We start from the raw sequence: 20,542 nt of genomic DNA on the forward strand, positions 1-20,542 counted from the left end.
TGGAGAATAAAGCTATGCAAAAAAACTGTGACGACGATACTTTGAAAAATCTGCTGGCAAAGATCGGCCAGGGCTCTGCCGCCGACCTGCACCTGATCGACAGCACGCTTGCGCAGTGGCCGCAAGACGCTCGCCTATATTTTTTACGCGGATCGATCCGGGCGGGCCTGCAGCAGTACGATGCCGCGATTGCGGACATGATCGCGTCATTGACCTTGAATCCGAACGATATAATCACGCGCTTCCAGTTGGGATTCCTGTACCTCACCTGCGCTGACGCAGCACGTGCGGTAGCGACATGGAGAGCGCTTGAGGGCTTGAACGCGGCACATCCGATCCGACTGTTTGTCGACGGCCTGCGGAATTTGGCAGAAGATCGTTTTGCCGAAGCCGAAGCCAGCCTGAAAGCAGGTATTTCCAGCAATCAGCAGTGGCCGGAAATCAACCGCAATATGCAATTGATTCTGGCAAAAATTCCACCAAGCGGCACGGGAGCGACACAAGCAGCGGATGCAGAACACCAAGACAACGGGCATCTATTGTTATCGGGATACCTGACGAGTAAGACCACACATTGACTGCCTAAATTGATTCAATAGAACGATGGACCCAATCTCCAGACTCAATCAAGTGACCCTGCTGCTGCGCAAGCAACTGGCGGAAAAATCCGGTCGAGCGCGTAATGCCGGCGGTGCGGCCGATGGCGGCGGCAGTGAGGAATCGGTCGGCGGACTTGAGAAATCGGTCGTCGATCGCGTGCAGGGGCTACGCTCGGCCGGCTTGAACGATCAACGCCAATTGCGTCGCATGATTGTGGAAGCAGCGTTGAAGCAAGAGCTCGGGATGCAAGTCGCCAATGATGCTGAATTCAACCAGGTTGTCGATCTGGTGCTCGATGAGATCGAGGGCGATGAGGATATGCTGAACCTCATTAAGTCCATTCTGGACAACTGACCTGAACAATTGACTTTAGAGACGACCGGAAGGTGCGAGCGTCGATCGCCCGCACCTCTCTCTCTCATTTAAGATCGGGCAGCTTGAAGCCTTGACGTGCAATTGCTTGCGCAATCGTCATCCCGGTCGCGTTGAGCGGCGTATTGAGCGCCTTGTCGAGAATCGCCTGACCGCTTTGCGCGTTGCCCCTAGCCGTTTGCAAAAGACTCTGTGCCAAAGCTCCCGACAGGCATTTGCTGTTCAGGCGCAGGGAGATCGTGGCATGGCGTTGGGCAGCCTCAGTGTTCCCTTCTTTTATTTCCAATACCGCGAGGCTGCCATGCGTCTCTGCAAAATTTGGATCAATCTCAAGAGCGGTATTGAAATCGGCGCGCGCCTGGTCGAAACTTCCCGCCAGCAGGTGTGCCCAGCCGGCCGCAACCCACGTTCCCAAATGGGTTTTCATGATGTTTGCGCCGTGGTCCAGACTGCCTGCCGCCGTCTTCAAATGTCCGCCCAATAACAAGCCGAGTCCTTTGCCAACCCAGGCACGGCCGCTTTGCGGATTGCGTTCTAGGGCTTGTTCAAATAGTTCAACGGCAGGACTTGAATTGACGTCTTGTAGAGTCAGCATGCCGAGCGTGGTCAGGCTTTCAGCTTCGGTTGGCGCGCGCAGCGCATAGGCGCGTGCAATGTCAGGTTGGTTGCGATCCAATGCCAGCGTAGCCAATGCCGCATAAAGTGTGTTGTCGGCGTTGGGACGGTTGCCATACTGCTCCCCGAGTTCCGCCGCTTCATCCAGAAGGCCGAGGTAATGCAATACCCGGACTTTAAGAGCAGGGGCTTGCAATACCGCCTCCAACGTCCTGCTATCCAATAAATTCGCTGCGCCCTCATAATCGCCGCTCATGGTTTTTGCATAGGCCAGGTTATAGCGGACGCCAAAATCATCGGGATACGTTTCAGCCAGCTGACTGAAAGCCGCGGTCGCGCTCGCATACTGGGAGCGCGCCAGTGCGTTCAAGCCTTTCAGGTTGGTCAGCGTTGCAGATAGAGGCTGCAGCTGTTCGGCTCGAGCCAGCAATATTTCGCAGCGGTCGTATTGTTGGCTGTCGAAAGCGGCACTAGCCGTATCGGACAGAAGTTGCAGATTGGATGGATCTTGTTCTAAGTAACTGGTAAGCCGCTCCAGATGTTGTGCGGTCGTGGAATGTAAGTGCAAGGCCAAACTCTGCTCCCTTATGAATGCATGCTTTGATCCGCGCAGTATATATAGGCCATTGGTGAATGGAAAGTTGTTCCCTGCTCGCGGCTGGGATGTCCTTGAATCCGGGCAAGCCAAAAGTGGCAAGAAGCCAATAATTGCCATAGGGTCCGATAGCGTTTATAGTCGCTCCCGTCCCTGAGAGAAAAATCCTGGACGTGGTCTGAACGCCACTATTAAAAGCGCACGGACCGCGGCTGCGGTTTTCAACGTGCACCCCTCGGTCGTCCTTCATGGGCGGCGAGGTAGGGAGCCCCTTAGTGGGCTGCCGGAGGGGTTTAATGCTTTTGACCGGTCGTTCAGTCCTACTTTCGCCGCCCACCCACGCCAGACGGCGGGGCGCGGATTCATCCACCGCTAGGAGACCGACATGACTAGTAGTAAGAAGAAGCCTCGCCCAACACCACCCATCCCAGATATCCCAGAACACCAGCCGTTCTCATGGTTGGACAAAGACCTGCGCACCGATCAAGCGGCGCAATGCATCGCGTTCACGCTGGACATGTGCCAGGGTATTTACAAGGGGCTGGCGATGCTGCATGCCAACCATCTGGCCCAGGAGCACGGCGACCCCGACTGTCCGCCGCCGTTGAACGCTTGCGATGTCGACCTGATGCTGCGCTGGATGATGGGCTCGACCGAGGCGGTGTTGGGCAAATCCGAGTCCAGTGTTAATTACCTGAACGACTTGATCGCCAGACAGCGCCCGACCAACCGCTGACCGCCACCGTCGGTAGGGCGGATGAGCGCAGCGTTATCCGCCGTTTTGGATGCGTCAAACACTTGTGGTACATCAGGCGGCGGATAACGCTACGCTCATCCGCCCTACGAGTGCCAAATCATCCCGCTCGTCTTCCGCCGTTACACGGCCCGAATCCACCGCAGGCGACGCATTAGACCGTCGGTCTTCCGAAGTTCGGCGCCGTACCTCGGATTGGAGGATGTCAACGTGCAACTATAGCTATCGGGCAACTATAATGTCGAATATTTCTGAATGAGCACCCGCATCGCATGAACATGACTGCAAACAAATATTACAAAGCCTCCGGCCGGGTCAGCGTCACGGCGCCATTGCGCCTGCTGTGGCCGGGAGCGGTGCCGACGGCCATATTGGCGGGCATCTATACGCTCGTCATTCGCTACAACCCGTTTATTTATTTCTCCTTTATCGCGACGCTCATTTTCGGCGTCGGTTTGGCCGTGATCGCTTCGATGGCGACCGAAGCCGGCAAGTCGCGTTCGGTCTATTTCGATCTTTTTGCCACCGCAGTGCTGGTGCTGTTTGGCCTGTGGGTGCACTGGCTGAGCTGGATCATGCTGACGCTCGACGGCGGCACTCATCTGGCCGGGCAGTTGGTGCTGGCCGGGCCTGCTGCCTGGGTCGATGCGTTGCAGGAGCTGGCGCAGCACTATCACCTGACGGTGTCGCGCAGAGTCTACACGCACGGTGCAGAAATGAGCTCGGACAACATGCTGTGGCTGTGGGGCGTTGAAGCCGCTGTCATCGCGCTGCTTGCTCTCGTCTGTTGCAAGCTGATGAATGTAGGGCGGGTGTATTGCGAGCAGAGCGGCGAATGGGCCCAAACCGATTTGCAGATTGAGGTCGGCAACCCGGACCTATCGCCGGATCAACTGCGGCTCGCGCTGGAACAAAACAACACCGCCGCGCTGGAGAAACTGGAACAGATTCGTGCAGAGGAATTTCGCGACCAGCCGCAATGGAAAAGCTTGAAACTGGAGCTGCGATCGGCGGCCGGCGGCGCGTCCACTTGCGTCATCAACGCAGAAGCGGTCGACAACACATGGAACGCCAAGGGCGAACGCAAGCAGCTCAGCACGACCATCGTGCGCAACCTGCTGCTGCCGTCCGCGAGTTACCAAGCGCTGCTTGCCCGTTTGCGTCTCGCTGAAACGGACAAACCCAAAACTGCGGCCGCAGCACTTCCTCGCATCGGCGCAGATCAAAAATACGGACTTGAGCTTGCGCAGCGCTTTGCCGAATGGCTGGCAGTCAATCAGCGCTTTTACATCAGCCATCGGGATGCCAGTTACATGGGGTTCGAACTGATGCCGGACGGTTGCATTTTGTATCGTCAATACGACGATGGCATTCCCCGGGATGAACCCGACAAGCGCTTTGCGACGGCGGACGAGTTTGTGCAATGGCTGGAGCGTCAAAGCGACCGCATCCTGGCGGCAGAATCGGCCGGCCGGACCAATCCCGTCACGCACGAGCGGATCCAGGCTGCGTTGACGGGGCAAGTTGCGCATTGGGGTTACTAACTGCAAGTAGGGCGGAAAAGCGTAGCGCCTTCCGCCGTGTTGGATGCGTCAACCACATGTGGCACATCAAACGGCGGATAACGCTGCGCTCATCCGCCCTACGGACCGTTGCAGATGATTTCGTCTTATCGGCTTGGAGATCGCTTTTTCCTCGCATATGGGTAGAACTACCTAGCCCAAAGTAGGGAATCGCAGCGATCCGGAACCGGCGCTTTTGGTTTATACCGAGGGCAGGAGCCGATAATACCTATGCAAATCCTGCCTTTCCTGCTGATGCTGTGTTGCGCGCCGGTGCTGATGACGCCCGTTACTTTGTTCGCGCAGGTGTATGGCGGGACGTCGGCTGGCGGCACGATTGTCTTGTCCAATTTCAAGAGTCCTGAAACCAGGGAGCTGGTGGTGGCGCCGCTGGCGGCTGCGCCGACGTCAATCATTCCCTCCAAAGTCGCCGCTTCGCCGATCCCGATCGCCTTCAAAGAGTTGCTGAACGAGGCTGCGATCCAGTACAAGCTCGATCCGAATCTGCTGCATGCCGTGATCAAGGTGGAGTCCGGTTACAACCCGACGGCGATCTCGCCGAAAGGGGCGCGCGGATTGATGCAGCTGATGCCCGACACGGCGCGTCGCTTCGGCGCCAAAAATTCTCTTAACCCGCGTGAAAACGTGCAAGCCGGCGCCCAGTATCTGAGCTGGCTGCTGGATCTGTTCAAGGGCGATATCGAGCTGGCCCTGGCCGGCTACAACGCTGGCGAGCAGGCCGTTATCCGCGCCGGCAATAGGGTTCCTGCTTATACCGAAACCCGCAACTATGTCGTCAAGGTGCTGGCCCAGTATCAGCGCAACTCCAAAAAAGACGATTGATCATGTGCTTGGTAACTCAGGACCCTGGTAGGGAACTGCCTACCAAGAACTGGTGGTGCTCATCCATTCAAGATTCGCCGCATAGCGCCAATACTGGGAGCCAGACCTGCCAGGACCTTCTAAACCTCGCCGGCTCGGCTTGGTCGCTATGCCGGCTTTTTAACCCCCCTTAAGCACAAGGAGTTGCCATGAACTTGAAGCAGATGCTACGCGCGTTATCCATCTTGTTGCTGATCGGCTTGCTCAACGCCTGCGGCGGTGGCGGCGGTTCGGGCACTTCCGGCGGCGGCGCCAAGTCGACTGGCGTGGTCACCGGTATCGGCAGCGTGTTTGTCAACGGCGTGGAATTCGACTCCGCCTCGGCCAAGGTCAGCATTGACGACGACCAGAACCGTTCGGAGAGCGACATCAAGGTCGGCATGGTGGTGAGCGTCACCGGCTCGGTCAATGACGATCACGTGACCGGCACCGCCCAGAGCATCGAGTTCGACGGCGAGCTGGTCGGCCCGGTGGCTGCGGCGCCGGTCATCAGCGCCGGCGGCGGCAGCTTCACCGTCATGGGCCAAACCGTGATTGTCGATAGCATGACGCTGTTCGACAACGCCACCGGCCTGGCGGACATCACAGCCGGCGTCGTCGTCGAAGTGAGCGGCTTGCGCGACGCCAGCGGCCAGATTCATGCCACCCGGATCGAAGTCAATCATCCTGCGGCGACCGGCTTCCAGGTCAAGGGCACGATCAGCAATCTGACCACGACCACTTTCATGATCGGCACGCTGACCGTGAATTTTGCCAATGCGACACAGATAAATTTCCCGGACGCCGGCTTGAGCAACGGCCTGTTCGTCAAGGTCAAAAGCAGCGCCGCACCGGTCAATAACGTGCTGATTGCCAGCAGCGTCAAAGTCCGCCCCGCCAGCATCGAGGTGCAAGAGCGAGACCACGAGGAGCTGGAAGGATTTGTCGCCGGCTTGTCGGGCAGCAGCTTTACGGTTAACGGTCAGGCGGTGCTGGTCAATGCCCAGACGGTGTTTGAAAACGGCACGATGGCGACGCTGGCGAACAATGTCAGGGTCGAGATTGAAGGCAGCATCGCCAGCGGCGTACTGGTCGCGACCAAAGTGGAATTCCGTCTGGCCGCGGATGTACGTATCGAGGCGCAAGTGACGCAGATCGATCTCGCCGGCGGCACCATTACCGTATTTGGCAATCCAGGCATCGTGGTGAAAGTGCCAGCCAATACCACGCAGTTGCGCGACGAAGACGACAACCCGGTCCGTGCCTTCAACTTGAAGAACGTCGCGGTCGGCGATCGGGTGGCGATTGTCGGGATCAAGGGCAGCGCAAATACCGTCACCGCGACCCGGCTTGAACGTACCAAGGCCAGCCTGCAGGTGGTGTTGAGAGGGCCGCTGGATTCCGCTGTCAGCCCGACGCTGGTGATCCTGGGCGTGCACATCAACACCGGCGCCGCCACGGTGTTCACCGGAAGCGATGAAGCAAGCCTGACGCAAGCGGCATTTTTCGGCCTGGCGAGCGCCGGCACGACCGTCAAGGCAAGCGGGACTTTCGACGGCATGGCGATCGCCGCGACTGCGGCAAGCCTGGGCGGCGATTAGCGCGCCCTTTAGGGAGAGTCCTACTGCAACTTGATGGCGCTCATCCATTCAATATCCGCTTGGCACCGTCAATACTGAGAAGCGGGCTGGGTATTGAGTGGGTATTGAGCGAGCGACTAGTCAAAGGAACGACATCATGTTGAAGCTGCAGCAGATGATGAGGGCGATGCGGGTCATGAGCAGTGAGCTGGAATTGTCGGAGTCGCAGTTTGGCGAGTTGACCGAACTGATTGGGATCGCCTCGGCGATTGTCGACAGCGACGGCGCGATCCTCAGCATCAATGAGATGGCGGCCACCATGCTGGGCTTCAAAGCCGAGGAGTTGCGCGGCGGTTCGCTGACGCAACTGGTGACCGAAGGCTTGGGCGCGCTTGAGCAAGTCCTGATGCCGGGCCGGAACGCCGGCAACCTGGAACCGTTCGACCTGGTTTTCCGGGGCCGCAGCGGCCGCAAAAGCACGCTCTGCGTGATCCCGCAGTACATCGAGCATACCGACGGCGCGACCCGCTCGGTGCTGCTGGTGCTGTCGGAAAAAGCCAGCCGCGGCGCCTTGCTGCAAACCTTGCACCACTCGGCGCCGGAGTTGCAGCAATTTTCCAATCGCTTGATTTCGGCCCATGAACTCGAACTGAAACGGGTCTCGTCGGAGCTGCATGACGGCATCGGCCAGGTGCTGGCGATGATCAAGTTCATGGTGGAAGACGCCGCCCGCCACGTGAAGGGCGGTCAGCCGCAGGAGGGCGGCCGCATCCTGGATGAGACGGTGCTGCGGCTGCGCGAAGCGATGAGCGAGGTGCGCCGCATCTCGATCGAGCTGCGGCCCAGCAGCCTGGACGACCTGGGGTTGATTCCCACCATTGAATGGCATTGCCGCAACTACGACGGCGCCTACCGCAACCTGCTGCTCAAGCTGGATCTGAACGTGATCGAAGCCGAGGTGCCGGCGGCGCTCAAGCTGGACATCTTCCGCATCATTCAAGAGGCCATGAACAACGTGGTCAAGCACGCCCATGCATCGACCGTGACGCTGTCGCTGCAGGTCGAACACGCCAATCTGCGCCTGCGCATCCGCGACAACGGCAATGGCTTCGATGCCAGTCAAAGCGGGCACGGCAACGGCAGCCAGGGCGGGGTCGGCTTGAAGAGCATGCGGGAACGGGTGGAGTCGACCGGTGGCCGGTTTTCGATTCAATCGGCGCTCAATAGCGGCACCACGGTAGAAGCCTGCTGGTCGCTGGAGCCGGTGGTGGCGCGCCTAGTCATGTGAGTTAGGAGGCTGTCGGACTTAGGAAGAATCGATTCCCTGAGTCCGACAAGCTCCTTGGGGGGAGGGTGGGGAAAACCCTACCGTTTTAACAGGGGAAGTAGCTTAGTGCGGTTGGACGTAACAGGAATTAATCTTAATGAAACTAGTAAGTATCTCTATGTAACAGGTGTGCTGTTTCGCAAATGATGAAACCACACCGCAAGTGGAAATCCGCTTGCCGCCCGCCTCATGCAACGCCCAGTTGCGACAGCTGACGGCCAGTCCGATCACACCGTGAAACTAGCCCGAGGCGCAGCTGGCGCCGACGGCGCAACGGAGGACATATGCATTACGTACAGCTCTATCGCCGCGCTTTGTTTGCGCTCTTACTGTGTCTGGTCGGCTTACCTGCGAGCGCGCAATCGTTCCGGGTGCAATGCCCGCCGGTCACCACCTTGCACCCGACCCCGCCGACCACCGACCCCAATCCGGCCGGCGGTTCGGTCAAGTGCCAGCAAATCGCCGGCGGCGACGGTTACGCGACGATGGCCGACGGCACCCAGACCTATATGTTCTCGTTCGGGCCGTTGTCGGGCCTGGTCGATATTTTCAACGGCCTGCCGGGTACCGAGCCGGCGTCGGTGTTCAACCAGGTGTCGACCGGGGTCGGCATCGGCGATCCATCCGCCGCCACCACCTTCAACGGTGCGGTCGGACTTGCGCCTGACCCCGATTCGGTGCCGGCCAACCAGTTGACCGGCCACGTCGATCCGCGGCCTATCATGGATGTCGGCGTCATGAACGGCAACATCCCGGCGCCTATGATGGCGATCGACGAGGACGACGAATTCTTCCTGACCCTGACCAACGTCGGCATGATCATGCGGCCCGATCTGTTCGAGCAGCACACCGTGCACTTCCACGGCTACCCGAACGCCTCCTCGTTCTATGACGGCGTGCCGGATGCCTCGGTCGCGATCAATATCGGCGGCAGCTTCACTTACTACTACCTGGCGCCGGATGCCGGCACTTATTTCTGGCACTGCCACATCACGCCGCCGGAGCACCTGCAAATGGGGATGGTGGGCCAGATTTATGTGCGTCCGCGCCAGAACCGGGTCGCCAGCGGCACGCTGTACGCCGGCCTGGTGGGTCAGCAAGCCGATCTGCGCACCGCGTGCGGCAGCGACATCCTGTGCTCGTCGCCGCTGCCGCCCGCCAATGCGGCGACGCACGCGGCCAACAAGTCCGGCACGCCGACCTTGTACGCCTATAACGATGGCGACGGCTCGACTGCCTACGACGTCGAATATCCGGTGCAGATCCACGGTTTCGATCCGAACTTCCACTTCATCGGCATGACCTTCAACCCGGAGCCGTTCGTCGACATGAAGGACAAGCACTTCCTGTTGAACGGCCGCAGCTATCCGGACACAGTCACTCAGGGCCCGATGCAGACCGTGGCGGCGGACGGCACCCCGCATTCTTCGCAACCGCTGCCGGCGCTGATCAACATCCCGGTCGGCGGAAAGGCTTTGCTCAGGATCTCGGACCTTGACGTCACGGAATTCCAGACCCTGGCCTCGCTCGGCATCCCGATGCATGTGATCGGCATCAACGCTCGCTTGCTGCGCGACTTGTCGGGCAACGACATGACCTACAACACCAACTCGATCACGCTCGGCGGCGGCGAGTCGATCGACGTCATCCTGGACGCCAGCGATACCAGCAAGTACACGGCGGGGCAGGTGTATTACCTGTACACGCCTAACCTCGATCACCTGTCGAACGATGCCGAGAATTTCGGCGGCTTGATGACCGAGGTTCACATCTGCAATAGCGTGAACCCGTCCACCAAGTCCTGCGTCTAGGAGAACAGCCGTGAGCCACATCATCAATAACAATTGGAGCGCGAAGGTCGCGCGGCTCGCTGCGGCCGCGCTGGCCGCACTGTGCTCGCTGACTTACATTGCGCCGGCGCAGGCCGCCGCTCCCGGCATCACGGGCACCAGTTTCAATTTCAGTGCCGAAGCCAACCGTATCACCCAGCCCGACGGCATGAGCGTGTATTCCTGGGGATACGGCTGCAGCACCGCGCCGTCCGGCTTCGCGCCGGCGGCGATCCCCGGCGCCAACTGTCCGACCATGCAAGTGCCGGGGCCGACCTTGATCGTGCATCAGGGCGACACGGTGACGGTGACCTTGACCAACAACCTGCCGGCGGCGGCCGGCAATACCTCTATCCTGTTTCCCGGATTCCAGGTCTGCGCCGCCGTGCTGAACCCGGACGGATCCTGTCCCGCTGCGCTAACCGGGGTGCCAGGCGTGCTGACGCGGGAAGCTGCGCACGGGGCATCGGTCACCTATAGCTTCATCGCCAGCAACGCGGGCACCCATAGTTACTACAGCGGCACCCAGGGCGATCTGCAAATCGAGATGGGACTGTACGGCGCGATCATCGTGCTGCCGACCGCGGTGCCGGCCGGTTGCCGTGCGGTCGCAGCGACGCTGCCGGACGGCCAGCCCGATTTCCGCAACGCGGCGGCGGCTTACAACCACAGCGCCACCTGCTACGACCGCGAGTACCTGTTCCAGTTTTCCGAGATGGACCCGCGCATCCATACCCAGGCGGAAGCGCAGGCCGGGGTTGCCTGCACCCAGCCCAACGGTTGCATGGCGATCGATACCGAGCCCTACCATCCGGCTTACTTCATGATCAACGGCCGCTCGATGCCGGACGACATGGATTCGAACTACGCGATGCAATACCCGCACCAGCCGTACAACGGCAATCCGCACATGCATCCGGGTGAACTGGTGCTGCTGCGGGTGATCGGCACCGGCCGCTGGCAGCATCCGTTCCATGAACACGGCAATCACGTGCGCATCCTGGCGCGCGACGGCAACCTGATCCTGAGCCAGACCGACGCCAGCAAGCCGGCCGGACCGCTGCTGTTCACCACCAGCACCACGCCTGGCGTGGCATTCGATGGGATTTTCTACTGGACCGGCAGAGGCTTGAACTGGGATGTCTACGGTCACACAGCCGGCGCGCTGTACACCGATCCGGCGTTCCCGGCTTACCTCGGCAAGCCTGTGGTCTGCATCCCGGACGCCAACGGCTACTACACCGCCGATCCGCTCGCGCCCAACTATTACGAGTGGTGCCAGGACCATAACAAGCCGCTGGAAGCCCATCCGTTCGGGGCGGTCGGCAGCGGCGGTCCGGTCACGCTGCCGGACGCCAACATCCTGACCAACGGCACCTGGTACGGCGGCAGTCCTTATCTGGGGCCGGACGCCACGGTGCGCGCGGTAGGGCCTACGGGAACCACCCCGCCTTCGCGCCGGGTGGTCAATCCGCCGACCACCGAAGCCGGTTTTGCTTTCATGTGGCACTCGCACAATGAGCGCGAGATCACCACAAACAATGTCTTTCCAGGCGGGATGATGATGATGATGCTCGTTGATCCGCAGGCATACCTGATTAACGAAGCCAATTAAAGGCAGGGAGAAATACGATGAGAACCAATCAGTTCAACACCCGGCTCTTGAACTTGGTCAAGGCCGGACTAGCGGCGTCGATTCTCTGTATGGCGAGCGGAGCGTCGTTGGCGCAAAGCGTGAGCCTGACAGCGAAAGCGGTCAATGCGACGCTGCCGGACGGCCAGGTGGTGCCGATGTGGGGCTTCAACTGCAGCGCCGCTGCGGTGGCGCCGGCCAAATGTGCCGCCGCCAATCCGGGCGCGGGGCTGGGCTGGTCGCCGGTGGTGATTACCACGCCGCCGGGTAACCTGATCATCAACCTGACCAACAATCTGCCGGTGCCTCCGGGCGCGGCGGCAGGGGTGCCGACCTCGCTGGTGATCGTCGGACAGCTGGGCGGCGGTTTGGGAACCACCGCGACCACCACCGCAAGTCCGGTGCATCCGACCCAGAGCACGACCTGGCCGATCGCCGGCAGTGCCACCGGTCCGCAATTCACCCCGCCGGCCCAGCCTCCCCGAGTGCAGTCGTTCGCCACAGAAGTGGTGACCGGCGCCACCAAATCGCTGAGCTGGACCAACCTCAAGCCCGGCACCTACCTGATCGAGTCGGGCACCCATCCGTCGATCCAGGGGCCGATGGGCCTGTATGGGGTGCTGGTGGTGACCACGCCTCCCAGCGGTCCAAACCGGGGGCTAGCCTATACCGGGGTCAACTATGACGGCGACGTGCCGCTGGTGCTGGGCGAAATCGATCCGGCGCAAAACGCCGCCGTGGCAGCAGCGGTGGCGACGGCCGGCTTCAGCGAAACCAAGGTGTGGTCCGGCCAGCCCGGCGGCTGCGGCAATCCGGCCTCGCCTGCGAGCGTCTATCGCACTTGTTATCCGCCGGCAGTGAACTACGATCCGCGCTACTACACGATCAATGGCGTCTCGTTCGACCGCACCAACCAGACCAAGTCGCAATTTGCCGTGACTGCGCCGGCCGCTACCGGCAAGGTGCTGGTGCGCTTGGTCAACGCCGGCTTGCGGATGCACGTGCCGACCGTGGTCGGCGCCCAAACCGGCAGTCCGGCGGTGTCCGGCTTTGCGTTGATTGCCGAAGACGGCAACCTGCTGCCCGGCACCCCGCGGGTCCAGAGCGAAGTATTCCTGGCCGCCGGCAAGACTTATGACGTGTTGATCAATGCGCCGGCAGCCGGATCCCTGGCGCTGCCGGTGTTCGACCGCCAGCTCAGCCTGTCCACCAACAACCAGCGCGACGGCGGCATGCAGGCCTACATCAGCATCAACGGCGGCGCGCTGCCGCAGGCGGCCATCAATCAGAACGCGATTGCCAACCCCGACACCTATTACCTGGTGCCGGGCAATACCCTGACCATCTCGGACCCGGCCAAGGGCGTGATCGCCAATGACATCCGGGTGTATGGGGTACAGGTGGCGACGCCGCCTGCCGCCGGTTCGCTGACCTTGAATCCGGACGGCACGTTTACCTATGTGCCGAATGCCGGCACCACCTCGGACAGTTTTATCTATAAAGCCAACGGCAATGCCGCGATCACGGCCAAGGTCACGCTGGCCGCCTGTACCGCCGGCAACGGCTGCCTGTCAGGCCCGCCCACCGCCGCCAACGCCAGCTATACCAGCAACATCGCGTCCAAGCTCAGCATCAGCCCGTCCGGCGTGTTGGCATACGCCAAGGACCCGGCCGGCTTGCCGATGACAGCGGCGCTGGTCGGCGCGCCTGCCGGCGGTACCGTAACCTTGAATGCGGACGGTTCGTTCATCGCCGCTCCTACCACCGCGCCAGTCGGGGCGGCCACGGCGACCGTCAGCTTCCAGTACAAGGCGGTCAATTCGCAAAAGACGGCCAGCGCTCCGGCTACCGTGACGGTCACGTTCAAGGGCGGCAGCGGGGTTGCGGTGGCGGTCAAGGATGCGATCACCGGCACCCTGATCACCGACTATCGCTGGATCATCGAGGAAGACCGTAGCTTCCAGGTCGACCCTGCGTGCCAGACCACCGCTTCCACGCGGCCGGCGACTTGCCCGCCGCTGCCGGTGCCTAGCGTCGGCACCAATTTCCATACCAGTTACATGCCGGTGGTGGCGCAGGGCTGCGTCGGCAAGATCGCTTGCGAATCGGGCCAGAAGGTGTTCGACCCGGCGACCAATTCGCACCTGCCGGCGGTGTGCGATATCGGCAACGGCGTGTGCCGCACCACCGCTACGCAACAGACCGCGGTCGACCCGCGCCAGGTGGCGCTGGACCCGACCAAGCATTACTACATCTCGGTCTTGCCGGGTGATGCCGGCAATCCGTTCGCGACCGGCGCCGGTGCGCCGCGGCCGGTCGATCCCAGTAATCCAAGCGGGCCGACCAGGCAATTCAGCATCGCGCTAGACTGCCCATCGGGCCCCGCGGGTGCGGATTTTGCCCCCGGCACCGGGACTTGCGGCCACGCCATAGGCGGCGCAGCGATTGCGCCGGCCCAGGCGACCGTCAACATCGCCTTGCAACAGACGCCGCTGCAAACGGCCAAGGTGTCGGTGTTCGTGTTCGAGGACGACTCCCCGCTCAATGGTGAAGTCGACGTCGGCGGCGGCATCATGGGCATGTTCGGGACCACCAAGGAACCGGGCTTGGGCGGATTTGAAATCAAGCTGTTCGACGACGCTGGCGGCACCGGCGATCCGACCGGTCAGATGAGCTACGACATGTTCAACATGCCGCTCTCCAATTCCTTGCAAGGGATGATAGATCCCGCTACCGGACTCAATGCGTGCCCGATTAGCAGCAAGACCGACGGCCTGGTCGGGATGATCCCAACCTGCCCGAAATTTGAATCCGACGGCAAGACGCTGTCGCCGCTGGTCGGCCAGGCCGTCATTGCCAACCTGATGCCGGGCAGATACGGCGTGGTCGCGACTCCGGCCGCCGACCGCATCGGCAGGGGCGAGGAATGGCTGCAGACCAATACGCTGGACGGCCAGAAAGCGCATGACGCCTTCATCCGGGTAGGCGGACCGTCCTACTTCCAGGAGTTCGGGCCGGCCGGTTTCCACGTCTCGATCGGCTTTGCCAACCCGAAGATCATCAATGACCGCTTGCCCGGCGTGTGCGCCAATACGACCTGCAATAACTCGGTCAACGGCCGCATCACCAACCTGCATTACAGCCGTCCGCCTAACGAGAACCTGTACGGCGCCGGCAACCGCACTTCCTTGAGCTTCACCGTGTGCTACGTCAGCATAGGCGATCCCGACGGCGACGATATCGCCTTCACCAAGTGCAATGCCGACGGTACGTTCAGCGTATCCGGCCTGCCCGACGGCACGTTCAGGATCACCGTGTTCGACCAGTGGAACGACCAGATCGTCGACGGCCTGGCCAAGGCGGTACAGCTGAAGGGCGGCCAGACTCTCAACATCGGCGATATTCCGGTGCTGCAATGGCACACCAATCTGTACACCCGGACCTATATGGACCTGAACGGCGACGGCGTGTCGCAAGCCAGCGAGCCGGGACTGGCGCTGGTGCCGACCAACGTCCGCTACCGCGACGGCAGCTTCTCCAATTTCAACAGCACCGACCTCAACGGCTATGCCGTGTTCAACGAGGTGTTCCCGCTGTTTAACTGGTATGTGGTGGAAACCGATACCACCCGCTTCAAACAGACCGGAGTGCACGTGGTGTACGACGCCGGCGGTCCGCCTGACGGCACGCCTGGCGGCGGCACCTCGACCATTGCCGCCAACTATGCCAACACGCTGGAATCGCCCACCGCGCATCTCCCGGCCGCCCAACGGATACCGGGCGCCGTGTATTGCAACGATGCCGACTGCAACGACCGCACCGGCACCAATCCGTCGACCGGCCGTATCGACCCGCCATGGGAAACCACGATGGGTTGGCAGGGCTTCTCCGGCCAGAACTCGTTCATCGAGTTCGGCAAGGCGCCATACGGCCCGACCGAGAACGGCGGTATCCGGGGTGAGGTGATTTACGCTTCGACCCGGCCGTTCGATGACCCGGCGATGCTGGTGCATACCAGCTGGACCCCGAACGTGCCGAACGTCACCGTCAACCTGTATCAAAAGGGCACGGCGGCGGACGGCAGCACCAGCCTGACCCTGGTCGACAGCACCGTGACCAGCAGCTGGGACGCTTGGGCCCAGGGTTTCCGTTCGGACGGGGTGCCCAATATGAATTGCCCGGGTCAGGAAGCCAGCGACCCGTATTTCTATACGCTGAAGAACACTACCCAGTGGCTCGACCCGCAACACCGGCCGCTGTCCGCCAATTCACAGTTCAAGTGCTACGACGGCATGCACGCCTTCAACCAGCTGCAGCCTGCGCCGTACGACGGCATGTACCGCTTCCCCAGCGTGACGGCGACCAGCCCGACTACCGGCAAGCCGACCGCCAGCAACTGCACCATCTGCGTGCCGAATCCGAGCGGCGACGGCAGCGTGATGCTGCCGGCCGGCACCTATGTGGCGGAAGTGATCGTGCCGCCCGGCTATGAACTGGTGAAAGAGGAAGACAAGAACATCCTGATCGGCGACAACTTCATCGCACCGGTGACGCAGCAGTTCGGCGGCTTGGGCAATATCTTCATCATGCCCGACCAGGCTGCGGTGAATGCCACTTACAACGCCAACAATGCGCAGAACCCGACCACCAATTTCGGCGCCTCGGCCGAGAATGCGAACCTCTGGCCCTGCGTCGGCGCACTGCGCATCGTGCCTGACTACATCAGTTTGTTCCCCGGCTCGCAGGAAGTGGCGCCGTTCGCGGGGGCTTCGCGCCACTTGTGCGACCGCAAGGAAATCAAGCTGAGCAACCAGATGCAGGCACAAGCCAAGTTCTGGATATTCAGTTCGATGCACGTGGCGTCGCACTACACAGGCTTCATGCTGGACGACTTCTCTTCGGAATTCGACCCGTATTCGCCGCAATTCGGCGAGAAGTTCGCGCCGCCGAATCTGCCGATCTCGTTCAAGGATTTCGCCGGCAACGAAATGTCGCGCGTGTATGCCGACCAGTGGGGGATTTTCAACGGCATGACTTACTCGACCTGGGAAGTCAATCCGCCTAACCCGACCGGTTACGCGCCGACCATGATGGTGGCGTGCATGAACGACCCTGGTCCGATCCCCGATCCGGCGCATCCTGGCCAGACCATGACCGACCCTAACTTCAACCCAGCGTACAGCCAGTTCTGCTACGAGATCCCATTCATGCCGGGACAGACGCAGTACATGGACACGCCGGTGGTGCCGGTGCAGGCTTTCGCGTCCGGCTACAACCCGCCTGACTGCGCCTATCCGGATGCCACACCCGCCATCTCCAAGGTAACCGGCGATAGCAGCAACGGCGGCGCCGGCCCCTGGGTCAGCCTGCCGGGCCACACCTTGACCATCACGGCCTTGGGTGACCAGTCGGTGCCTAACCATGCTTATACCGGCCCCGGCGCGACCATCGCTCCGTACAACCAGAAAACCGTCACTCGCCATTATGGCTTCGGTGCTTCGCAGGGAACCGGATCGGTGACGATAGGCGGGGTCAATGCGCACGTAAGCTCCTGGAGCGATGCGCAGATCCAGGTTCTGGTGCCCGGCTTGAGCGCAAGCCAGTCGAGTTGCCCGATTCAGCAGCGCGGCGTGATGATGCCGGCGTTCTGCGGCGAACTGGTGATCACGGCCGACAACGGCAAGAAGTCGATCGACGCGGTCACCGTCACCATCGGCGGCAAGGCGCCGACTTACGTCAATGGCGAGAACGGGACCAACAACGCGATCCAGACTGCGATCGACAGCGCCGCCCCGGGCGACCTGATCATGGTCGGCCCTGGCACTTACAAGGAGATGCTGCTGATGTGGAAACCGCTGCGCTTGCAAGGCGTAGGCGCGGCCTCGGTGAAGGTGGATGCCAATACCCATCCGTCGGGCAAGATGGATGCATGGCGGCGCGAGGTCAACTGCCTGTTCGGCGTGTCGCTCAGCGGCGGCATGATTTCGCCGACCGTCCCGTATGACCCGAGCGGCACCTACACTTGCGCGCCGAACATGCTGCGCCAGGTGGATGTGATACCGATCGAGCCAGCTTTCGGCTGGGACTCTACGCTCAACGGAAATCTGGGCGAACTGTTGATGGAACCGACGCTGATGGGCGCCTACGAAGGCGCGGGCATCACGGTCTTGGGCAAAGGCGTGCCGAACGTGACGATAGGCGGCGTGGTGCAAGCCGACCCTGCCTGCATCACGGAAGAAGGCGGCACCTGCGTGCCGCTCACGGCCAGCAACTCGGATTGCACTAACTACCCAGGCAATTTCCTGTGCAATCCGGCCCGCATCGACGGCATCAGCTTCACCAATAGCTCGCAAGGCGGCGGCGGCATCTTCGCGCACGGCTGGAACCACAACCTGGAAATTTCCAACAACCGGGTCTTCAGCAATGCCGGCACGCTGTCTGGCGGCATCACCATCGGCCAGGTCGAGGTGCCGGCCGCGGTCATGTCTGCGGATGGTCTGACCCAGCTGGCGTTCGGTTTCAACAACAATGTCAAGGTGCATCACAACGCGGTGACCTCGAACTCGTCCTACGGCGATGAAATCAACTCGACCACGCCGTCATCGGCCGGCGGGGTGACCTTCTGCACCGGGGCCGACTCCTATCACTTCAACTACAACTGGGTGTGCGGCAACATGAGCAGCGGCGACGGCGGCGGCGTGGCGCATTTCGGCTTCAGCTATAACGGCGACATCTCGTATAACTGGGTCATGTTCAACCAGAGCAATAATCCGACTCTGCCCACCTACGGCGGCGGCATCATCGCCCAAGGGGTGCCGCCGGACGGAACGTTCTGCGAGAACGCGACGGTCGACCAGGATTGCGCGCCTGCGCTTGGCGACGGCGCCGGCCCCGGCCTGAAGATCGACAGTAACCTGATCATCGGCAATACCGCCGAAAGCGGCAAAGGCGGCGGACTGCGGCTGCAAAACATCAACGGCACCGATGTCCAGCGCAACCCCGGCAATCCGGCTGCGTGGTACCACGTCGACGTCACCAACAACATCGTTGCCAACAACGTCGCCGGCTGGGCCGGAGGCGGGGTCTCGCTCCAGGATGCGGTGAGCGTCAACTTCATCAACAACACCATCGTGTCCAACGACTCGACAGCTACCGCCGGAGTGTTGTTCAACACCGCGGCCGCCGCGCAAGCCAACGTCGGCCCGCCGAACTGCACCACGGTAGGCGCGGAAACCACCTGCAACCCGACCACCACCTCGCAATATGAGCCGGCCGGATTGGAGACTGCTCGCCATACCTCCAACTTCATCGCCGCGTTCACCACGCCGGGCGTGGCTTGCCCGGCTGGCCAGGCCAATTGCACGACGTTCTCGAACCCGCTGATGACCAATAATCTGTTCTGGCAAAACCGCTCGTTCTACATCACGGTGGGCGGCCTCAATCCAGCGATCCCTGGCTTGCAGAACCTGGTGACCTTGAATCCGACCTTGAACCAGTCGGGCCACCAAACGGGTTATTGCGACCCCAACGCGGTGTACTGGGACATCGGCGCCTTTGGCGACACTGGGCCGGCCAACCATGGTTCGGGCTTGACGCTCAATCCGCAATACTCGATCCTGACCGACGTTGCCGACTATCCGGGCGCCAACAACCTGGGTTCCAACCCGACCGTGATCAGCCAGTATTGCAATGGCTCACGGGTACCGCCGGAGGGTGGCGGCATCGGCTTCGCGGTGCCGCCGGGCATCTCGGATGCGGTCCTGCCCAACCCGCTGTTCGGCTTGATGCCGAGCGCGACGCCGGATGAAGGCAACCAGTGGATCAACATGACCTACGGCCCGCTGTCGCTGTCCAACTCCAGCATCGCGTCAGGCGGCGCCGGCTACGGTATGCCGCTCGGTAACTACGCCATTGCGTCGGGATCGCCTGCGATCAATCACGCCACTGCGACCAATGCGCCTAACCACGACATCTTCGGCACCACCAGGCCGCAAGCCGGCAGCTACGATATCGGCGCGGTCGAGTTCGTGGCCGGGCCGAGCGCCGTGGCGAATGTAACGCCGGCCTCAGTGGCGCTCGGCAATGCGGTGGTCACTACCACCAGCGGACCGCAAACCCTGACCTTGCACAACACGGGGAATGCAACCATGACAGGCATCGGCTTGACCTTCACCGGTCCATTCGCGCGGGCGGCGGCCGGCGGTTCTTGCAATGCGACTTTGGCCGCCGGTTCCACCTGCACCATCAATGTGGTGTTCTCGCCGACTGCGGCGGGTCCCGCAAATGGAAGCGTAGCCATCAGCAGCAACGTGGCTGTGTCGGGTTCACCGGTGTCACTGACCGGCACCGGCGTCGCTGCCATCGTCCGCGCAGCGTTTGCTCCAGCGACCTGGAGTCCGTCGTCGCCGCGAGGCGTGCCGGGCCAGACTCAAAACTTTACCCTGACCAATACCGGTAACGTAGCGCTCACCGGCATTGCGCAAGGATCGCTTGGAGGCGCCAGCCCGGCCGACTACGCAATCATTCGCTCGGCGTCGACTTGCGGCCCCGCCGGCGGCGGCCAGACCCAGGGTCTGACCAGCTTGGCTCCGGGCTCATCTTGCGTAGTCGCCGTGCAATTCCGGCCGCTTACGGGCGACCCGGCAAACAGCGTCAGGAATGCAACAGTGTCGGTCACCGACGGGGCAGGTACGCAGAGTGCGGCATTGAGCGGAACCGCTCGCTGAAACGACGCTGCCCGCCGGAGCGATCCGGCGGGCAGCGGGCAAGTCATCCGCTGGTGGGCCAGGCGCGATCGGCGCTCCCGGCTGTCAT

Annotated in this window: 11 protein-coding genes; 10 read left to right on the forward strand and 1 reads right to left on the reverse strand. The window is 61.7% G+C overall.

Features of this window, described 5'->3' with window-relative positions; all coding sequences use genetic code 11:
• Positions 1-14: 14 nt before the first annotated feature.
• Both ACFPM8_RS16240 and ACFPM8_RS16245 read left to right on the forward strand, forming a co-directional pair.
• Complete coding sequence (locus ACFPM8_RS16240; protein WP_378998871.1) at positions 15-578, forward strand: tetratricopeptide repeat protein; 564 nt, start codon at positions 15-17, stop codon at positions 576-578.
• 52 nt (positions 579-630) lie between these two features.
• Positions 631-954 (forward strand): hypothetical protein, encoded by a 324-nt coding sequence (locus ACFPM8_RS16245; RefSeq protein WP_378998873.1) that lies wholly within the window; start codon positions 631-633, stop codon positions 952-954.
• 64 nt (positions 955-1,018) lie between these two features.
• Here the strand turns inward: ACFPM8_RS16245 and ACFPM8_RS16250 are convergent, their stop codons facing one another.
• Complete coding sequence (locus tag ACFPM8_RS16250; protein WP_378998875.1) at positions 1,019-2,302, reverse strand: tetratricopeptide repeat protein; 1,284 nt, start codon at positions 2,300-2,302, stop codon at positions 1,019-1,021.
• A gap of 265 nt (positions 2,303-2,567) precedes the next feature.
• Between ACFPM8_RS16250 and ACFPM8_RS16255 the strand changes: the two genes are divergently transcribed.
• From ACFPM8_RS16255 to ACFPM8_RS16290, 8 genes are all read left to right on the forward strand, one after another.
• Positions 2,568-2,918 carry a hypothetical protein gene (locus tag ACFPM8_RS16255; protein WP_378998877.1) on the forward strand — a complete coding sequence of 117 codons (351 nt, stop codon included), beginning with the start codon at positions 2,568-2,570 and terminating at the stop codon, positions 2,916-2,918.
• 290 nt (positions 2,919-3,208) lie between these two features.
• The gene (locus ACFPM8_RS16260) at positions 3,209-4,480 is read left to right on the forward strand and encodes a hypothetical protein (RefSeq protein ID WP_378998879.1); all 1,272 of its coding nucleotides are present in this window, start codon (positions 3,209-3,211) and stop codon (positions 4,478-4,480) included.
• 249 nt (positions 4,481-4,729) lie between these two features.
• Entirely contained in the window at positions 4,730-5,341 is a 612-nt protein-coding gene (locus tag ACFPM8_RS16265) for a lytic transglycosylase domain-containing protein (protein WP_378998882.1), read from the forward strand.
• A 188-nt stretch (positions 5,342-5,529) separates the two neighbouring features.
• On the forward strand, positions 5,530-6,960 hold the full coding sequence (locus tag ACFPM8_RS16270; RefSeq protein WP_378998884.1) for a DUF5666 domain-containing protein: 1,431 nt from the start codon (positions 5,530-5,532) through the stop codon (positions 6,958-6,960).
• Positions 6,961-7,096: 136 nt separating this feature from the next.
• Positions 7,097-8,227 (forward strand): sensor histidine kinase, encoded by a 1,131-nt coding sequence (locus ACFPM8_RS16275; protein ID WP_378998886.1) that lies wholly within the window; start codon positions 7,097-7,099, stop codon positions 8,225-8,227.
• 323 nt (positions 8,228-8,550) lie between these two features.
• Entirely contained in the window at positions 8,551-10,077 is a 1,527-nt protein-coding gene (locus ACFPM8_RS16280; RefSeq protein ID WP_378998889.1) for a multicopper oxidase domain-containing protein, read from the forward strand.
• A gap of 10 nt (positions 10,078-10,087) precedes the next feature.
• Positions 10,088-11,710, forward strand: coding sequence for a multicopper oxidase domain-containing protein (locus ACFPM8_RS16285; protein ID WP_378998891.1), 1,623 nt, complete (start codon positions 10,088-10,090; stop codon positions 11,708-11,710).
• Between the two features lie 17 nt (positions 11,711-11,727).
• Positions 11,728-20,454, forward strand: coding sequence for a choice-of-anchor D domain-containing protein (locus tag ACFPM8_RS16290; protein ID WP_378998893.1), 8,727 nt, complete (start codon positions 11,728-11,730; stop codon positions 20,452-20,454).
• The last annotated feature ends 88 nt before the right edge of the window (positions 20,455-20,542 follow it).

The organism is Paraherbaspirillum soli (genome assembly GCF_042654985.1).
GTDB classification, from domain to species: domain Bacteria; phylum Pseudomonadota; class Gammaproteobacteria; order Burkholderiales; family Burkholderiaceae_D; genus Paraherbaspirillum; species Paraherbaspirillum soli.

Coding starts and splice junctions, on each gene's coding strand:
- ACFPM8_RS16240 (WP_378998871.1), top strand. CDS start 15: ATGCAAAAAAACTGTGACGACGATACTTTGAAAAATCTGCTGGCAAAG.
- ACFPM8_RS16250 (WP_378998875.1), bottom strand. CDS start 2,302: ATGGCAATTATTGGCTTCTTGCCACTTTTGGCTTGCCCGGATTCAAGG.
- ACFPM8_RS16255 (WP_378998877.1), top strand. CDS start 2,568: ATGACTAGTAGTAAGAAGAAGCCTCGCCCAACACCACCCATCCCAGAT.
- ACFPM8_RS16260 (WP_378998879.1), top strand. CDS start 3,209: ATGAACATGACTGCAAACAAATATTACAAAGCCTCCGGCCGGGTCAGC.
- ACFPM8_RS16265 (WP_378998882.1), top strand. CDS start 4,730: ATGCAAATCCTGCCTTTCCTGCTGATGCTGTGTTGCGCGCCGGTGCTG.
- ACFPM8_RS16270 (WP_378998884.1), top strand. CDS start 5,530: ATGAACTTGAAGCAGATGCTACGCGCGTTATCCATCTTGTTGCTGATC.
- ACFPM8_RS16275 (WP_378998886.1), top strand. CDS start 7,097: ATGTTGAAGCTGCAGCAGATGATGAGGGCGATGCGGGTCATGAGCAGT.
- ACFPM8_RS16280 (WP_378998889.1), top strand. CDS start 8,551: ATGCATTACGTACAGCTCTATCGCCGCGCTTTGTTTGCGCTCTTACTG.
- ACFPM8_RS16290 (WP_378998893.1), top strand. CDS start 11,728: ATGAGAACCAATCAGTTCAACACCCGGCTCTTGAACTTGGTCAAGGCC.